This is a genomic window from Acinetobacter sp. 8I-beige, from assembly GCF_902505955.1.
Classification (GTDB): Bacteria; Pseudomonadota; Gammaproteobacteria; order Pseudomonadales; family Moraxellaceae; genus Acinetobacter; species Acinetobacter johnsonii.
Window position 1 is genome coordinate 562,756 of sequence record NZ_LR732792.1, and the last position, 15,451, is coordinate 578,206.

Below are 15,451 nucleotides of genomic sequence, written 5' to 3' on the forward strand. Positions count from 1 at the left end.
GCTCACATATTGCCAAATATAACCTAAGACGTTATAAAATAAAGAATTCACAATACTCTCTTATTCTTTTTTAATTTAAATGGTTGGTTCTACAGGGATATTACTGTCTTCGCACGCATGTAGAAAACAATGTGTAGACAATTGATCAGTGCTATAAATCATCGCCATCAGCTCATCAGGCAAATGCATACTCAACATAAATCCAAATACTTTGGCCAAATGCTGCGTATGTCCAAAGCTTTGTTTGGTATGAATGAAGTGATGCGATTCAATCCCACTTCGATCGAAAATTTGGTTAAGTTTTTTCATGGTTTGAATGTCTGTAATATCATCGAGCATCAGCACAAAAGGCTGAATATCTTTAAATTGTTCTAATTGCTTCATCGGTGGGGATGCAAAATAATTGGCAAGATTGGTCTCGTTTAGCGCAATCTTGAGTTGTTTTAAGGGTTTGATATCAAGTAATGGTAAAGAAGATGATGCTAAGAACCAACTAGAGGCATATTCAGCAGGCAAGTAATGGTCGGTTAACCATGTTTTTTCATCGAGCAGTTCTTGGTCAATTTCAGAGTCTACATTCAAGATGAATGTAATTTCCTCTGACTGCTGAGAAATTTGCTCCAATAACAGCATCCAATCTTTATAGGCTGTTTCTTGACAGAAATAATGGTGCTCAAGATGAATTTGCTGCGTAATCACGCCTAATGAACTTAAATAATCCTGTACGACACCACTGCTTTGTTCTTCATTCCAAACATGTAACATCGATTCAGGCAGCAGCATATGTATATTAATACGGTTTAATTTAGCAACCTGCTGCACATCAGGTTGCTCCTCTGTTTCGTTCCTATCATATTCACTCGTAGGATCAATCCATGCTGGATGCATACGATATTCATAGGCCAATTCACTATCATAAAATAAGGCTGATTGCTTTAAATGCTGTGAGATTTGCCACAATGTTTCTGCATGTTGTTCTAGTTGATGCTTGATCAGGGCTTGAATTCGCAGATGGCGCGGAGGATCAACGACTTCATCATCGTCCTGATTTGTAATGACATGGTCTAGTGCATGTATGCGATAAGACAGCATCGGTAAGCCATAGGCATTTTGTAATTGCGTATCGAGCTCTGGGCTTTTAAATTTTTTAATCTCGTCAAGAATCTCGTCATTTTCCCCAAAGGCACTATACGCAGAAGATGAATAAATATTTAGGTTTAACCACTGAATTTCAACAGGTTCAGCCTGTTGGTTCTCATCATCCTGATGCTGCTCTACTTGCGCTTGTTTTTGCTGCTCTTTGCGCTTTTGGTGAGCTTTAATGCCATGATAAATAAATACTGGAGACCATAAAATTACGCACAGAATCAGTGGAAATAGAAGCAAATAATTAAGCAGGTCTGCCCCAGTTGGTTCATACTGAATGTCACGCCAGTAAAAAATGACGATTCCTGCGACAAGCAACAATAAGCTGCTTAAAGTACCAATAAAGAGCTTAAGCATGCCCCATCCCCATCAATGTATAACAGGTTTCGTGATTGTGTTCGGTCTGCATCGGCATTAAAAAAGCGCCTTGTGATAAACCAATGGTCATCGTTGAACTCAGCTGAATCGGTTGAATATCGTCTTTCCTCAGGATGATTCTTAAATCCACCCCAAGCGTTGGACTGAGCCAGCTCGCGAGTAATCGTTTGAGTTTTATACTCTCAGCTTGGTCAGGTAAAAATTTTAAATATTCAGCGTATGAGACGGGGCCAACTTCTATTTCAATTTTTCCATCTATTTGACGAATATTTTCTCCACAAAAGGTATTAATGCCCAATTGGTTAGCATTACCACCAAGTGTGCTTCTATGTTCAGGGGACAAGTGAAAGATCTCTTCCACAAATTCTTTAATTTTAAACGGTTGCTTAAACACACAGCTCAGCATGGTGTTTAGCGCATGTGCTGTATTATTTTGCCCCTGCATTAATCCAGCGAATTCAGCAAAATAATCATCTAAGTCCTGTTGCTCATGTTGAGCACTCACATAACCATTTAGTGCATGCAAAATATCGAGGTAATGGTTTTCTTGCTCAATCTCATAGCGAATCGGTAAATGGTAGGCTAAAGATGCATCCACATATTGCGCCGTGAGCTTGTGATTAAATAAACCTAAAAAATGAAGTGTTTCATTCCGTTGTATACGCGCACTTTGTTTAATCTTATTGGTATAGCTATATGGTAAGGTGCCCTGAATCCCAGTTAAACCAATCATTAAGTTGGTTAAATGAATTTTTTCTTCGTCAAGGGTCAAACTCTCAATTTCTGCATTCGGAAAATTGAGATTCAGTGAACTATGAAACTTAAACTGCTTTGCCCAATCCCCTTCTTTTTTGGCATGTGGAGCTACAGCATGACGTAATAATCGCGTGGCTTGAATAAATTCAAAAGCGTTCGGTTGTTCAACCAGTACATCAACTATAGAAGTGTCTTGCCACCAACGTTCTGCACGCATTGGTATAACTCCTGTTGAGATTGAGCATCTGAAATAACAACATCGACAAAACTGTTCATCTGGACTTTTAGATTAAAGACATGCGACAACAACTGGCTAAAAATATATAAGCTATGTCCTCGAAACACTTTCGAATCAATCCCTAGATTTACTTTCAGCCCTCGTATAAAGAGTGGGAATGGTTTTGCATCCACCATCTTTTGCTTTAATTCAAAATTAACCGACTGAATCGCATTAATAATAAGGTGGTTTTCTTTAAGCTGAGGCAGGTTATAGAGTTCAAGTAATTCCTGAATATGACTTAAAGCATCGCCCTTGGTGAGAGATAAAGTATTTAATGATAAATGCGAAATGATCCGCCATTGCTCTATTTTATTTTGTTCAAAGTAATAGGGTTTATTCGGTCTTTTTAAAACCACAGCTCGCCGTGCCAGACTACTGTCATTCAAATTTAATATATTGTTGGCTTGGCTCAATGCCTCATGGGGTAAATCACGATTGGAGCATAATAATTGCGTACTGATAAAATCAGATTTTGTTGTTTCAGGCGATAAATGTTTTGAAATAATACTATAGCCCGTTTCAACATATTTATGTTGTAGCTGCGTGGAATTCAAACTATAAAAAAACTGAGTCTCATCCTTTTGATAATGACTCATCGCAAAGAATGGATAAATTTCAAGGGTAGTTTGATCTTTATTCGATTTTTCACGAATCATTTGCATTTTAGTAATCGAATAAGTTTGATAAAACTCAGGATGATGAGCATCGGTAATTAAAGGATATTCGAGTTGTTGATGATTAATTTTTTGAGGTTCAGCCTGTTTTTTAAATAAATTGATAACTGGTACTACATATAATTTAAAGTTTGCGATATTCAACTCGGAATAATTTCGAATATTGACCTGATCATTTAAATTTAATTTAAGATGAATCAAAATTTCAAACTGATTTTGCTCTTTTTCTAAATGTTTTAACAAACCTAAGTTCATATTGAGAAAGTTAAATTTTTCAGAAAAACAGAAATATTCCATCAACAGCCGGTATGCATGATGTGTATGTTGATCCAAGGGCAACAGACTTTCAGTTTCAGCAAAACCCATGATACTAAACGGATTTGGGATATCGATGACGCGATGACCAAACTTTAATGAAAAGCCTGTGCTGGATTGGAACACAGCATCCAAAACTTGTAGTGGAAAATTGGATATCGCATCCAAATAAATAGGCAAATTTTCTTTTTCTAAAATTTGATGTGCCTGATTAAAAATATTAAATCCTAAGCTAAGCGTTGCATTTTGATTTAAATGCATATGCGCACTAGGATTCGTTTTAAAATTGAGATGACTCAGTTCAATGGGTAATAACTTTAGTTCTTGTGTGGTGCTAAATTCACACTGTACACCTTTAAAACTTCTTGATTTTATTGCAGTATTTTTAGGAATAAGATGAGCTTCAGTTAATTGTTTACACTTATTTAAGTCTTCAAAACTGACCACAGTACATGCAGGAAATGGTTTGAGGTATTGAGGAAACATCACCTCAAACAAAGACCGGGTAAAGATGTCGTAACTGTCCGCCAGTTTCTTATCAATTCTTGCTGCAATTAAAGAAAAGGACTGAATTAAGCGTTCAATATGCGGATCATCTACTTGCTCTTGGTTTAAGGATAAACGCTGAGCGATTTTTGGGTATTTTTGCGAAAACTCACGGGACTGCTGCCCAAATTCTTGTAATTGTTTTTCGTAGTACGGTAATAATTCTTCAATCACAAATCAGCCCCATTAAGCTCTTGCAGAAATAACATATTGTTGTGTTGTCGGTTTGAGCAAAGCATCAAAAATCACGGGTTCATATAAAGGATGAATATTTAAATAGGCTTGAATACTTAAACACAACGCCCCCATATTCTGTCCATCAAGCAACATTTCGACTTTGATTTGTTTCAGTCTCGGCTCATGTGCAGTAATAGACGCTGCAATCGACTGGCAAATTTTATCGCGATCGGTCGGATTCGCAGTCGATAATCCAACAAAATCAATGATTCCAAACTGAACAATGGACTTTTTCACCAACGGGAAAGCATCAATTGAATCATTAAAATTGGCCATACGACTGTTCAACAAATCTTCTAAGTCGGTCGCGACGGATTCACGTAGCTCCTGAAGAGACATCCCCAATCGGTCCTGTTCAGTGGTCGGTAGTAATCGGTCAAATAGCGTTTTTCTAAACCCATAGGGATAAAGCTGATCTAGATTCATGTTGATTAAAATCATCTCGCATAAATAAAGGCCAACGTTGGTTAGCCTTTATTTTTTAAGTTATTTTTATGCAGCGTATGATGCAGTATTGTTTGATAGAGACCATTTCTTGGTCACAGCACCTTTTTGTGTGCCATTAATATCTTGCTGGTTGTACGTCCATTCCACAGCAGCATATTTCAAACCAAATCCTTCAAGCGGAACACCTTCTTCACTTACTGTTGGTGTAACACTTGAAACCAAAACATGCTTCAATTTAATTTGTAGATACTTAATACGTTTATCGCCATTTGCACGATAAAAATCAATTTGTACTTCATCAAAGGTATAACCCGCTGAACATGCTTCCCAAAGTTTTGGACTGGTTGCATCCAAATCTTTAACAAACAGCATATCAGAATGTTCAACACGTTCCGCCGTATGGCCACCAACACTTGATGATGTTGCAGACTTTGGCTGACGAATATTGTGTGACCAAGAGTTCACCTCTAACCAGCCTTGGTGCTCTGTATCGCGCGACTCGCCATCGACCTTATATTTACCTCTGAACTGTACGTATATGTCTTTCATTTGTAATCTTTTCCTATTCTAAAGTTATTATGTGTTGGCACTCAAATTAGTTTGAGGACTGAGGTAACTCGGTAACAAGTCGCAGTGATACTGACAACTCATCCAACTGGAAATGTGGTCTTAAGAAAACCACAGATTTGTAGTGCCCCGGTTGTGCTGGGTTCTCTACAACTTTGACAGATGCTTCGCGCAGCGGATATTGCGCTTTCGCCTCTTGTGAAGCACCGTCATCAAGCAAAATATATTGAGCCAACCACTCATTTAAAAATGTTTCAATGTTTCCAGCCGAAGCAAAGCTTCCGACTTTATCTCGCATCATGGCTTTTAAATAATGTGCAATACGTGAAACGGCCATAATGTACTGAATTTGGCTAGATAAAGCAGAGTTTGCATTGGCAGAATCGCTATTATACTTTTTAGGTTTCTGCGTCGATTGCGCACCAAAAAATGCTGCATAATCCGTGTTTTTACAATGTACTAAAGGAATAAAGCCAAGATCACTGAGTTCTTTTTCACGACGGTCGGTGATGGCAATTTCAGTTGGACATTTAAAGACCACTTCACCATCACTAGTTTTAAAGGTATGAACAGGTAATCCCTCTACCAAACCACCACCTTCAACACCACGAATGGCAGCACACCAACCATGCATATCAAAAGCATTGGTCAAACGCGTGCCAAAAGCATAGGCTGCATTCATCCATAAATATTCATCATGATTTTGCCCAGAGACTTCTTCCACAAAGTTAAAGCCTTCAGTCGCTGTACCTTCCTTAGGGTGATAAGGCAGACGCCCCAATACACGTGGCATTGTTAATGCAACATAGCGCGCATCATCACTTTCTCGGAAAGAACGCCACTGGACATATTCAGCGGTTTCAAAAATTTTGGATACTTCACGTGGACGGTCAATATCCGTAAAAGATTCCAACCCAAGAATGTTGGCATCTGCGGCAGAAATAAAGGGTGCATGTGCAGCTGCGGCAACATGTGAAATTTGTTCAAGCAAATACATGTCTGAAGGTGTACGATCAAACTCGAAATCGCCAATTAATGTGGCATATGGTGCACCACCAAATGACCCATATTCTTCTTCATAGATCTTTTTAAACAATGTACTTTGATCAAAGTCCGTTGCGCCTTGAAAATCCTTGATTAATTCTTTCTTCGTCGTATTTAACATACGAATCTTAATCAATGGATTAGATGGTGTTTCCTGGCAAAAGTAATATAAACCGCGCCATGTCGATTCAATTTTTTGAAACTGTTCGTCATGGATAATTTTACTGAGCTGCGTCGAAATGAGCGCATCAATTTCAGCAATACGCTTATCAATCGATAATGTCATATTTTCTGAAACAGTAATCGTCCCCGCCATCACTTCCTTAGCGAGTTCTCCAATTAAACTTTTCGCACGATCATGCTCTTCTTCATTTCGAGCAATTCGACTGCGCTCAACAATTGAATCTAATAGCGTAAATTCTTCAGTGGTATCTTGAGCAACTGCAACAGATTGGGCATTATTCATTTTCAGCCTCCACACTCATTTTGCGTACTTGATCTGTATTTTGCAGAACTTGATCAAGTAGATCTTCTAAGCGCTCATTATTAGAAATTTTGTTGCGCAAATCAGTCAAACGTTCACGAGCTTCCACCAATTTTCTCAAAGGATCTACTTGCTGAACCACATTTTCAGGACGAAAATCTTCCATCGACTTAAATGTCAAATCAACAGACATACATCCACCATCTTCAGTCAATGTATTTTCAACTTGATAGGCAGCACGTGGTGCTAAGGACTCCATGACTTCGTCAATGTTTTCTAAATCAACATTAATAAATTTTTTGTCTTTGAGCTTGGTTTTTTCTATTTCAGATGCCGCGGAAAAATCACCTAAAACACCAACAACAAATGGTAATTCCTTAATTTCTTTAGCATCACCAACTTCAACATCATAAGTCAGTTGTACCCGAGGTGGTCGAATACGCTGTAACTTTTTTTGGACGCTTTCACGTTTAGCCATATGAAAATCCTATTTTTTATTATTTCAAAAATGAAAGTTTTTAAAGTGAATTGAAGGGATTCGTATTCGGTTTGCTCGCCACTTCAGTTGATTGTGCTTTCTCAACTTTTTTGGGTTTTGCCACCTGAGCCGTTGTTTTCTTTGTGGTTTGTTTGGTTGAACTTGCGATTTTACGCGTTGTTTTCTTTGGTGCTTTGATCACCACGGCCTTTGCATCACTCGTATCTGGCGCAGGCAAAGAGTTACGAACGAGATTAGACAAATCTTTGGCAGGCGGATAAGTTAAGTCTGCAGATAAATAGCGCATTTCTTCTTGACGCATATGGTTTAACGCCATATTTGCAATCGAAACGCCAGCTAAAAACCGAGTATCTGTTAATGATGTATGATTAATATTTCGCGCATTTAACTCTTCAACCAGTTGAAGTGCTTTATAACTTTTCCCAAGTTCTTGATATCGACTAGCAGCTTGAACCAATAATTTATTTTTTAGCTCATCATTTTTTTTATTTTTACTATCGCAAATCTGTGCATATAAACTTAGTAAATCGTGATCAGTTTCACCATTTACCAATGGGTAATTTTTAATACACTTATTTTTTAAACTAATACCCTCTTCTACCGCTGCAAAAGCAAATGGTGTCACCGTTAATAAAACGAATGTAGGTAAAATTAAATAATATTTTTTCAAAACTTGCCTCAAACCTTTATGAATAAAAAATTAAAATTATTATCAGTAACTTCGATTTAAAATATACACACCCTAGGTAAATATTTTCTGCTTATATAATGCGCTTGGATTTAACAAAAATATAGCACCTAAAGTCAAGGGAAGAAATGTTACTCAAAAGTAACTGTGTTTGCTTTTTGTAATATATCTTCTTTTTTATCTAAATTTCATTTGTGTATTATGANACCATCGAGATGCCTTGTTCTGCCAGTTGTTCTTTGGTGTAGTATGGGGTATCGCCAAATTCGGTGATGTTGGCCAATACAGGGACACCAACTGCATCACAGACGGTTTTGTACATAGTAATGTCAGTCATTGCTTCGGCAAAGATCGCATCGGCACCGGCTTCTACACAAGCACAAGCACGGTCAATCACCGCTTGTAGGCCTTCTTTTTGTAGGGCATCGGTACGTGCCATCACCACAAAGTTTGCATCAGTTTTGGCATCGACTGCAGCTTTGACGCGATCAACCATTTCTTGTTGGGTGACGATTTCTTTATTTGGGCGGTGGCCACAGCGTTTTTGTGCTACTTGGTCTTCGATGTGCACTGCGGCTGCGCCTGCGGCAATCATTTGTTTAACGCTACGCGCAATGTTAAATGCCCCACCCCAACCGGTGTCGATATCGACCAGTAACGGGGTGTCTACACGTTCGGTAATGCGGCGTACATCTTCCAAAACATTATCCAGACTGGTCATGCCTAAATCAGGCAATCCATAAGAGTAGTTGGCTACACCAGCACCCGAAAGGTAGATGGCCTTGTAGCCCACCTGTTTCGCCATCATTGCTGCATAAGCATTGACTGTACCGATAATTTGTAATGGTTTTTCCACTTCTAGTGCTTGTCTAAATCTTAAGCCTGCAGATCTTTGTTCTGTCATCGTCCTTTCCACGGCATTTACTTTAATTTTCGAGTTTTGAGTATAGCCATAATGACTGAATTGGCTATGACATTTTAGAATGAAAACTCTAAAACTTTAGTCCCATGGTTCACGCTTTTATTGTGTAATTTTCTTCCACGCACTGAGGTTTAGTGGTAAACAGATAAGCCCCAAAACAACAATGTGTACATATTTTTGCTATGATAGCAACTAGAGATCCACATTTATTAGGCTGTTGTTAGTTATATGCACGACTCAGTTCAACTAGAACCCCTTACACGTGACATACCTCACACAAAACGAGGTCATGAACGCTGTCTTGCATTTTTATTAAGTGCAAACGAGTTGTTTTTGCAACATGGCTACGATGCGGTTTCACTTGATGATATTGTCAATCATGCGGGTGGTTCAAAAGCATCGATTTACAAATATTTTGGAAATAAAGACGGTCTTTTTACAGCCATTTGTGACTATCGTCGTGAGCTGTTTTTTAAAGATATTTGTATACCTTTTGATTTTACTAAGGACAATTTGCGCGTTTATTTAATACAAACCATTTTAAATATTCAAACGCATCTTGTGCTTCCAGAAAATGCCTCTTTTTTAAGACTCATTATGGAACAAGTACAACGTAATCCACAGTTAGCCTTTCATATTCACAAACAAGGGCCTAAACATATTGAAGATGCCGTGGCTTGTGTTTTAACCAAAGCAGATGAAATAGGCATTATTCGATGTGAACATCCAAATTATTCTGCGCAGCTTTTTTTTGGTATTGTGCGTGAATTAGAGTGGCGCGTACTGATGAACATCTATGTTGAAGAAAATGAACAAGAAAATCTAGAATATGTTCATTATTGCGTAGATCGTTTCTTAGCAGGTCATCAAAAAGTCTAGTTTTTTTGCAATTTCCTTTGCATATAGTATATTAATCGACTCTCTTTTTCTTTCCACCAACCAACAACTAATTGTTGTTCTGTACCTATTTCGGTTTTCAGCAATTATTGTGGAGTAACAATGGCTCTACGTCACTTTCTTACCTTACGCGATTTATCTACTTTAGAACTGAACCAAGTTGTGCAACGCGGTATCGAACTAAAGCGTAAACAGCACAACAGCGAAGTATTCCAACCGTTTGTTGGTAAAGTCATGGGTATGATTTTTGAAAAATCGAGCACCCGTACCCGTGTATCGTTCGAAGCAGGCATGAGCCAGTTTGGTGGCAGTGCAATTTTCCTCTCCCCACGAGACACCCAATTGGGTCGTGGTGAACCGATTGAAGATTCAGCACGCGTAATTTCAAGCATGTTGGATATTGTGATGATCCGTACTTTTGGACATGACATTGTTGAACGTTTTGCCTCTTATTCAAAAGTTCCTGTGATTAATGCCTTGACTGATGATCACCACCCTTGCCAACTACTTGCAGATGTTCAAACTTTTGTTGAACATCGTGGGCCCATTGCAGGCAAAACGGTCGCGTGGATTGGTGATGGCAACAATATGTGTAATTCATATATTGAAGCTGCACATATGTGGGGCTTTAAGTTAAAAATTGCTGCGCCTAAAGGTTATGAACCCAAAGCAGAATTTTTAAGTGAATTTGCACATTGTGCAGAACTGGTTAACTCAGCCGAAGATGCTGCCGTAAATGCAGACCTCATCGTGACCGATGTATGGGCAAGCATGGGCCAAGAAGAAGAGCAAAAAATTCGTGAAGCTGCTTTTGCAGACTATCAAGTAAATGAACGTCTTATGGATCTTGCTCATCCTGACTGTTTATTTATGCATTGTTTACCTGCGCATCGCGGCGAAGAAATTTCTGAAAAGATGCTCGACCATAAAAATGCCGTGGTTTGGGATGAAGCTGAAAACCGCTTACATGCACAAAAAGCATTGGTTGAGTTTTTAATCAATGAAAACACTAAGAAAGATTAATTAATTTTTCCAACGAAAAGCACCTAAGGGTGCTTTTTTTATACGAGCAAAGCTATAATCGGAACATAATTTTTATAAGCGACACTTTCCATGCATTTCAAAAAAACTGGCCTGTGCCTTGCTACAATTCTGAGCTCTACTTTTTTTCAGGTTCAAGCCTCAGAGTTTGATGACTACTTACAATCCAAACAAATTATTGATCAAAATTTTAAAATTAAGCAACCAGAAACGTTGAATGAAATATTAACGGTATTAACTGCAGAAGACTCTCGAACCCTCCCAATTGAAATTGATAACAACACTATCATTGAACAATTTAATCTATATGCAGACCGTACCGAGCTTAAAGGCTTGATCATTACCCCTGATTTTGCGCAGTTTGAACAGGATTTGGGTGCGAAAGAAGTTCAAAAAGTGATTAAAAAGAATGTTGTGCAAAACTGCAATATTTTCTTCGAGCATCAATATCAACGCCATAACCCCTACATTATAAAATTACAGCTCAGCTCTGAGAAAAATAGCTACGATTTAGAATTAAAGCAAAAAGATTGTGGTATCAAATAGTACCTTTCTAGCGATTGGTTCTCTACTTTAGCGAACCAATCCTTGCGGTTGTAAGATAATCATGGCCGCACCAATCAATACCACTACCCCGCCCATTATATCCCAACGGGATAAATAAACTTGATCGACATAACGTAACCATAGCAATGCGGTAAAAATATAAATTCCGCCATAAGCGGCATAAATACGTCCTGACGCAGCTGGATGTAAAGTCAACAACCACACAAAAGCACCTAGCGCTAAAGCTGTAGGAATCCACAACCAATGACTTCTTCCCTGATTTAAAATCAAATAAGGGAAATAACAGCCTAATATTTCCATCACAGCGGTTACCAAAAACAGTACAAATGTACTTAAAACTTTCGTCAATTGAATATCCATGCAACCTACTTTTATTACTTCTAACTGTTAAATACTTTTTCAATAAAAAACCCGTGCGAACACGGGTTTTAAATTATGTAGCAATTTTTAAGCAGGTTCAGCCGTTTGGTCTTCAAAAACTTCAAGTTTTAGGCCCACCGCTTTACCATTTTCGTTCTTCACAGAGACCGCAACATTGCCACCATGTTCTGCAAGCTCACCAAATAGAATCATTTCAGCCAGTGGCTTTTTCAAATGCTCTTGGATGAGTCGTTGCATTGGGCGAGCGCCCATTAAACGATCATAACCATTTTCAGCCATCCACTCACGCGCACTCTGATCCACTTCAAGAATGACTTTTTTATCATCGAGTTGTGCTTGCAATTCAGTTAAGAACTTATCCACTACATTTTCAATTACTGTCGTAGGTAAAGCTTTAAACTGAATCACACTGTCTAAACGGTTACGGAACTCTGGAGAAAACGCTTTCTTCATTGCATCTTGGTTATCATTACTGTTATCTTGATCCATGAAGCCAATACTCACGCGAGAAATACTTTCCGCGCCGATATTTGTGGTCAGGACCAACACCACATTACGGAAGTCTGATTTACGACCATTGTTATCGGTCAATGAACCATGATCCATGATTTGTAGCAATAAGTTGAACACGTCTGGATGCGCTTTTTCAATCTCATCTAGCAATAATACACAGTGCGGATTTTTATGAATCGCATCAGTCAACAGACCACCTTGATCAAAGCCGACATAGCCTGGAGGTGCACCGATCAAACGTGAAACTGCATGGCGCTCCATATACTCCGACATATCGAAGCGAACCAGCTCAACACCCAGTAATTTCGCAAGCTGCTTGGTGACTTCTGTTTTACCTACACCAGTTGGGCCTGCAAAAACGAAACTACCCACAGGTTTATCTGGCGATTTTAAGCCTGCACGCGACAGTTTAATTGCTGAGCCTAAAGCTTCAATGGCTTCATCTTGACCAAAGACCACACGTTTTAAATCACGTTCAAGATTTTCAAGAACAGTCTTGTCATCTTTAGATACGGTTTTTGGTGGAATACGTGCAATTTTTGACACGATATCTTCAATATTTTCCACGGTAATCAAGGTGTCATCTTGTTCAGCTTTCAGACGACGTTGTGCCCCGGCTTCATCAATGACATCAATGGCTTTATCTGGCAAGAAACGATCATTAATGAACTTCGCAGACAGCTCAACCGCAGAAATTAAAGCTTTGTCATCATATTTAACATGATGGAAATCCTCAAACTTGCTCTTCAAACCACGTAGAATATCAATCGTTTCTGAAATAGATGGCTCATTGACATCAATTTTTTGGAAACGGCGTGACAATGCATGGTCTTTTTCAAAGACTTGGCGGTATTCTTGGAATGTGGTTGAACCAATGCAGCGCAATGAGCCATTGGCCAAAGCGGGTTTAATCAAGTTTGACGCATCCATCGTGCTGCCCATACTTGAGCCTGCACCAATAATCATGTGGATTTCATCAATAAACAAAACTGCTTCTGGTTTCTTTTTCAACGCGTTCAAAAGCTGTTTTAAACGTTTTTCAAAGTCACCACGGTATTTGGTTCCTGCTACCAAAGCACCAATGTCCAAGCTATACACTTCAGCATTTGCCAATGGTTTCGGTGCTTTACCATTAACAATGAGCCAAGCTAAGCCTTCAGCAATCGATGTTTTACCGACGCCAGGATCACCCACCAATAGCGGGTTGTTTTTACGACGGCGGCACAAAATTTGCGCAGCACGCTCAATTTCTTTTTCACGACCAATTAAAGGATCCGTTTTACCCTTTTGTGCCTCAACATTTAAGTTTGTTGTATACAGCTCTAAAGGGCCTGCGTTGCTTGAACTGGTCGATTCACCATCGAGATCTTCAATTTCTTCTTCCACTTGCACTTCGTCTTTACGTGTGCCGTGGGCTAAATATTGTGTCAACGTTAAACGGTTAATTTGATGACGTTTCAAGAGGTAGACTGCAAAAGAGTCACGTTCAGAGTACATCGCAACTAAAATGTCTGCGCCTTCAACTGTTCGATCACCACCGCTTGATTGCACATGGAAAATTGCACGTTGTAAGATACGGTCAAAACTTTCAGTTGGATGCGGAGCTTGGTCACTGTTTTCGCCCAGCTTAGGAGTGTGCTGCTCTACATATTCTTCAAGCTCTTTACGAAGCACAATAATATCTGCACCGCAGGCTTTCAATGCATTTACGGCCGAATCATTATCGAGTAAAGCCAATAATAAATGTTCAACGGTTAGGAATTCATGTCTCTTTTGTCGAGCCATACTAACAGCCAAACGTAAGGATACTTCTAATTGACGACTGAGCATGGAACCCCCTTAATCTTTCGGCTCAATCTGACAAAGTAAAGGATGACCTTGAGACCGAGCGTAATTATTGACTTGGTTTGCTTTTGTTTCCGCGATGTCTCTCGGGTAAACGCCTGCAACACCTTTTCCTTCATAATGTACAGTTAGCATTACTTGAGTGGCTTGGTCAAGATTCAAAGCAAAGTATTGTTGTAAAATTTCAATAACAAAGTCCATTGGGGTGTAGTCATCGTTCATTAAAACGACAGCATAGAGTGGCGGACGCTTAAGTTCTGGTGGCGCGGTTTGGACAGCGACATCCCCATTTTCTTCTTCATGCGGTTCATCATTGCTCAAGCGCGGGCTGATATGCCAATCGACATAGCCAGATTCATGAAAAGACTGCTTGATTTCATTTAAACACGTTGAACGCTTAGAGATACCCATAAACTTACAATTCACAATTATTGTGCATTTGCCTCAGCCTGAGGGATTTCAGAGACAAATGCAGATTGACTTTCTACGGCCTCACCACGTGACCAACTAAAGCGTCGTGTCACTGGTGTGCTACCTGTTAAACGGACTTCGATAAACTGTGGCGTAAAGCCTTTAGGCATTGTCCAACGCCCTGTTAAACGCTCATAGTTTTCAAAGTTAAAGTTTTTGTCTTCAAGAGGTACAACTAAAACCTCTGTACCACGAATGAGTCGGAGTTCAACTGTACCTGAAGCTGCACGTTTAGATGGACTGACTTGAACCAAATCGAGTTGATATTCAAATGCATTTTCAGGCAAAGGTTTAATCGCAATATGCTGCACAGCCAGTGGAATACCACCGCGTTGACGCAAAACCTCACGGTAAATCACAGCAGTGGTTTCAGATTGCGCTTGTTGATCCAGCGCTTTTTGCAATGACAAATACAGCTCATTTGAATTAGTCACAGCAACGTCACGCTCCTGAACAGCAGCATTATAGTTTTTATTTAATGCTTCCAAACTGGTCTTTTGCTTTTGTACCACTTCCACCAGTTGCTCAGCATCTGCATCAAAACCTACTACCGTTAAACCCTGACGATGTCCGACGGTATAGCCCAATACCCCACTTGCAACCATCAATATTGCAGCACCAATTGCCAAGGGCTTATTGGTCTGTAAAAACGGCTTTGCAGGTTCAGGCTGTTGTGACGTCATATTTGTGTCAGTGTTCGGCATCGTCATCTCTTATTTTGATTCAATTCAAAACACACATTTAAATCGAAAT

At 39.3% G+C, this 15,451-nt stretch carries 15 protein-coding genes and 1 pseudogene; 3 read left to right on the forward strand and 13 right to left on the reverse strand.

The annotated features are described in order from the left end of the window. Window positions 1–75: 75 nt before the first annotated feature. The 9 genes and pseudogenes from GVX98_RS13060 to prpB form a co-directional block, all read right to left on the reverse strand. Window positions 76–1,503 (reverse strand): hypothetical protein, encoded by a 1,428-nt coding sequence (locus GVX98_RS13060; protein ID WP_004979588.1) that lies wholly within the window; start codon window positions 1,501–1,503, stop codon window positions 76–78. Continuing rightward, window positions 1,496–2,497: a type VI secretion system baseplate subunit TssG gene (tssG, locus tag GVX98_RS13065; protein ID WP_004979586.1), complete on the reverse strand. Its 1,002-nt coding sequence runs from the start codon at window positions 2,495–2,497 to the stop codon at window positions 1,496–1,498. Before tssG ends, GVX98_RS13060 begins: the two co-directional genes overlap by 8 nt. Further along, window positions 2,461–4,269, reverse strand: a complete 1,809-nt coding sequence (gene tssF / locus GVX98_RS13070; protein ID WP_159128335.1) for a type VI secretion system baseplate subunit TssF — start codon at window positions 4,267–4,269, stop codon at window positions 2,461–2,463. The genes tssG and tssF overlap by 37 nt, the downstream gene beginning before the upstream one ends. A 12-nt stretch (window positions 4,270–4,281) precedes the next feature. Next, the gene (gene tssE, locus GVX98_RS13075; RefSeq protein WP_010326723.1) at window positions 4,282–4,758 is read right to left on the reverse strand and encodes a type VI secretion system baseplate subunit TssE; all 477 of its coding nucleotides are present in this window, start codon (window positions 4,756–4,758) and stop codon (window positions 4,282–4,284) included. Window positions 4,759–4,824: 66 nt separating this feature from the next. After that, complete coding sequence (locus GVX98_RS13080; RefSeq protein ID WP_004693082.1) at window positions 4,825–5,328, reverse strand: type VI secretion system tube protein Hcp; 504 nt, start codon at window positions 5,326–5,328, stop codon at window positions 4,825–4,827. A 46-nt stretch (window positions 5,329–5,374) separates the two neighbouring features. Beyond that, complete coding sequence (tssC, locus tag GVX98_RS13085; RefSeq protein WP_159128336.1) at window positions 5,375–6,856, reverse strand: type VI secretion system contractile sheath large subunit; 1,482 nt, start codon at window positions 6,854–6,856, stop codon at window positions 5,375–5,377. Then, window positions 6,849–7,352: a type VI secretion system contractile sheath small subunit gene (gene tssB, locus GVX98_RS13090; RefSeq protein WP_159128337.1), complete on the reverse strand. Its 504-nt coding sequence runs from the start codon at window positions 7,350–7,352 to the stop codon at window positions 6,849–6,851. Before tssB ends, tssC begins: the two co-directional genes overlap by 8 nt. Before the next feature lie 40 nt (window positions 7,353–7,392). Next, window positions 7,393–8,043: a hypothetical protein gene (locus tag GVX98_RS13095; protein WP_159128338.1), complete on the reverse strand. Its 651-nt coding sequence runs from the start codon at window positions 8,041–8,043 to the stop codon at window positions 7,393–7,395. 224 nt (window positions 8,044–8,267) lie between these two features. Beyond that, window positions 8,268–8,965, reverse strand: a pseudogene (gene prpB / locus GVX98_RS13100) (methylisocitrate lyase); the annotation flags it as partial. A gap of 246 nt (window positions 8,966–9,211) precedes the next feature. Between prpB and GVX98_RS13105 the strand changes: the two are divergent. From GVX98_RS13105 to GVX98_RS13115, 3 genes are all read left to right on the forward strand, one after another. Then, a complete protein-coding gene (locus GVX98_RS13105) occupies window positions 9,212–9,862 on the forward strand; it encodes a TetR/AcrR family transcriptional regulator (RefSeq protein ID WP_078388813.1) in 651 nt (216 codons plus the stop codon). A 120-nt stretch (window positions 9,863–9,982) separates the two neighbouring features. Beyond that, window positions 9,983–10,903: an ornithine carbamoyltransferase gene (gene argF, locus GVX98_RS13110; RefSeq protein WP_010326946.1), complete on the forward strand. Its 921-nt coding sequence runs from the start codon at window positions 9,983–9,985 to the stop codon at window positions 10,901–10,903. 90 nt (window positions 10,904–10,993) lie between these two features. Beyond that, the gene (locus tag GVX98_RS13115) at window positions 10,994–11,467 is read left to right on the forward strand and encodes a hypothetical protein (protein WP_159128339.1); all 474 of its coding nucleotides are present in this window, start codon (window positions 10,994–10,996) and stop codon (window positions 11,465–11,467) included. Between the two features lie 27 nt (window positions 11,468–11,494). Here GVX98_RS13115 and GVX98_RS13120 read toward each other — a convergent pair whose 3' ends face one another. The 4 genes from GVX98_RS13120 to GVX98_RS13135 all read right to left on the reverse strand — a co-directional run bounded on the left by GVX98_RS13120 (window position 11,495) and on the right by GVX98_RS13135 (window position 15,402). After that, entirely contained in the window at window positions 11,495–11,848 is a 354-nt protein-coding gene (locus GVX98_RS13120) for a YnfA family protein (protein ID WP_159128340.1), read from the reverse strand. A gap of 87 nt (window positions 11,849–11,935) precedes the next feature. Next, complete coding sequence (clpA, locus tag GVX98_RS13125; RefSeq protein WP_005401078.1) at window positions 11,936–14,212, reverse strand: ATP-dependent Clp protease ATP-binding subunit ClpA; 2,277 nt, start codon at window positions 14,210–14,212, stop codon at window positions 11,936–11,938. A 9-nt stretch (window positions 14,213–14,221) separates the two neighbouring features. Next, window positions 14,222–14,638 (reverse strand): ATP-dependent Clp protease adapter ClpS, encoded by a 417-nt coding sequence (gene clpS / locus GVX98_RS13130; RefSeq protein ID WP_004981811.1) that lies wholly within the window; start codon window positions 14,636–14,638, stop codon window positions 14,222–14,224. A gap of 17 nt (window positions 14,639–14,655) precedes the next feature. Beyond that, window positions 14,656–15,402 (reverse strand): DUF6776 family protein, encoded by a 747-nt coding sequence (locus tag GVX98_RS13135; RefSeq protein WP_159128341.1) that lies wholly within the window; start codon window positions 15,400–15,402, stop codon window positions 14,656–14,658. Between the last annotated feature and the right edge of the window lie 49 nt (window positions 15,403–15,451).

Coding starts and splice junctions, on each gene's coding strand:
- GVX98_RS13135 (WP_159128341.1), bottom strand. CDS start 15,402: ATGCCGAACACTGACACAAATATGACGTCACAACAGCCTGAACCTGCA.
- tssB (WP_159128337.1), bottom strand. CDS start 7,352: ATGGCTAAACGTGAAAGCGTCCAAAAAAAGTTACAGCGTATTCGACCA.
- tssE (WP_010326723.1), bottom strand. CDS start 4,758: ATGAATCTAGATCAGCTTTATCCCTATGGGTTTAGAAAAACGCTATTT.
- clpS (WP_004981811.1), bottom strand. CDS start 14,638: ATGGGTATCTCTAAGCGTTCAACGTGTTTAAATGAAATCAAGCAGTCT.
- tssC (WP_159128336.1), bottom strand. CDS start 6,856: ATGAATAATGCCCAATCTGTTGCAGTTGCTCAAGATACCACTGAAGAA.
- tssG (WP_004979586.1), bottom strand. CDS start 2,497: ATGCGTGCAGAACGTTGGTGGCAAGACACTTCTATAGTTGATGTACTG.
- GVX98_RS13115 (WP_159128339.1), top strand. CDS start 10,994: ATGCATTTCAAAAAAACTGGCCTGTGCCTTGCTACAATTCTGAGCTCT.
- clpA (WP_005401078.1), bottom strand. CDS start 14,212: ATGCTCAGTCGTCAATTAGAAGTATCCTTACGTTTGGCTGTTAGTATG.
- GVX98_RS13120 (WP_159128340.1), bottom strand. CDS start 11,848: ATGGATATTCAATTGACGAAAGTTTTAAGTACATTTGTACTGTTTTTG.
- GVX98_RS13105 (WP_078388813.1), top strand. CDS start 9,212: ATGCACGACTCAGTTCAACTAGAACCCCTTACACGTGACATACCTCAC.
- GVX98_RS13060 (WP_004979588.1), bottom strand. CDS start 1,503: ATGCTTAAGCTCTTTATTGGTACTTTAAGCAGCTTATTGTTGCTTGTC.
- GVX98_RS13080 (WP_004693082.1), bottom strand. CDS start 5,328: ATGAAAGACATATACGTACAGTTCAGAGGTAAATATAAGGTCGATGGC.
- argF (WP_010326946.1), top strand. CDS start 9,983: ATGGCTCTACGTCACTTTCTTACCTTACGCGATTTATCTACTTTAGAA.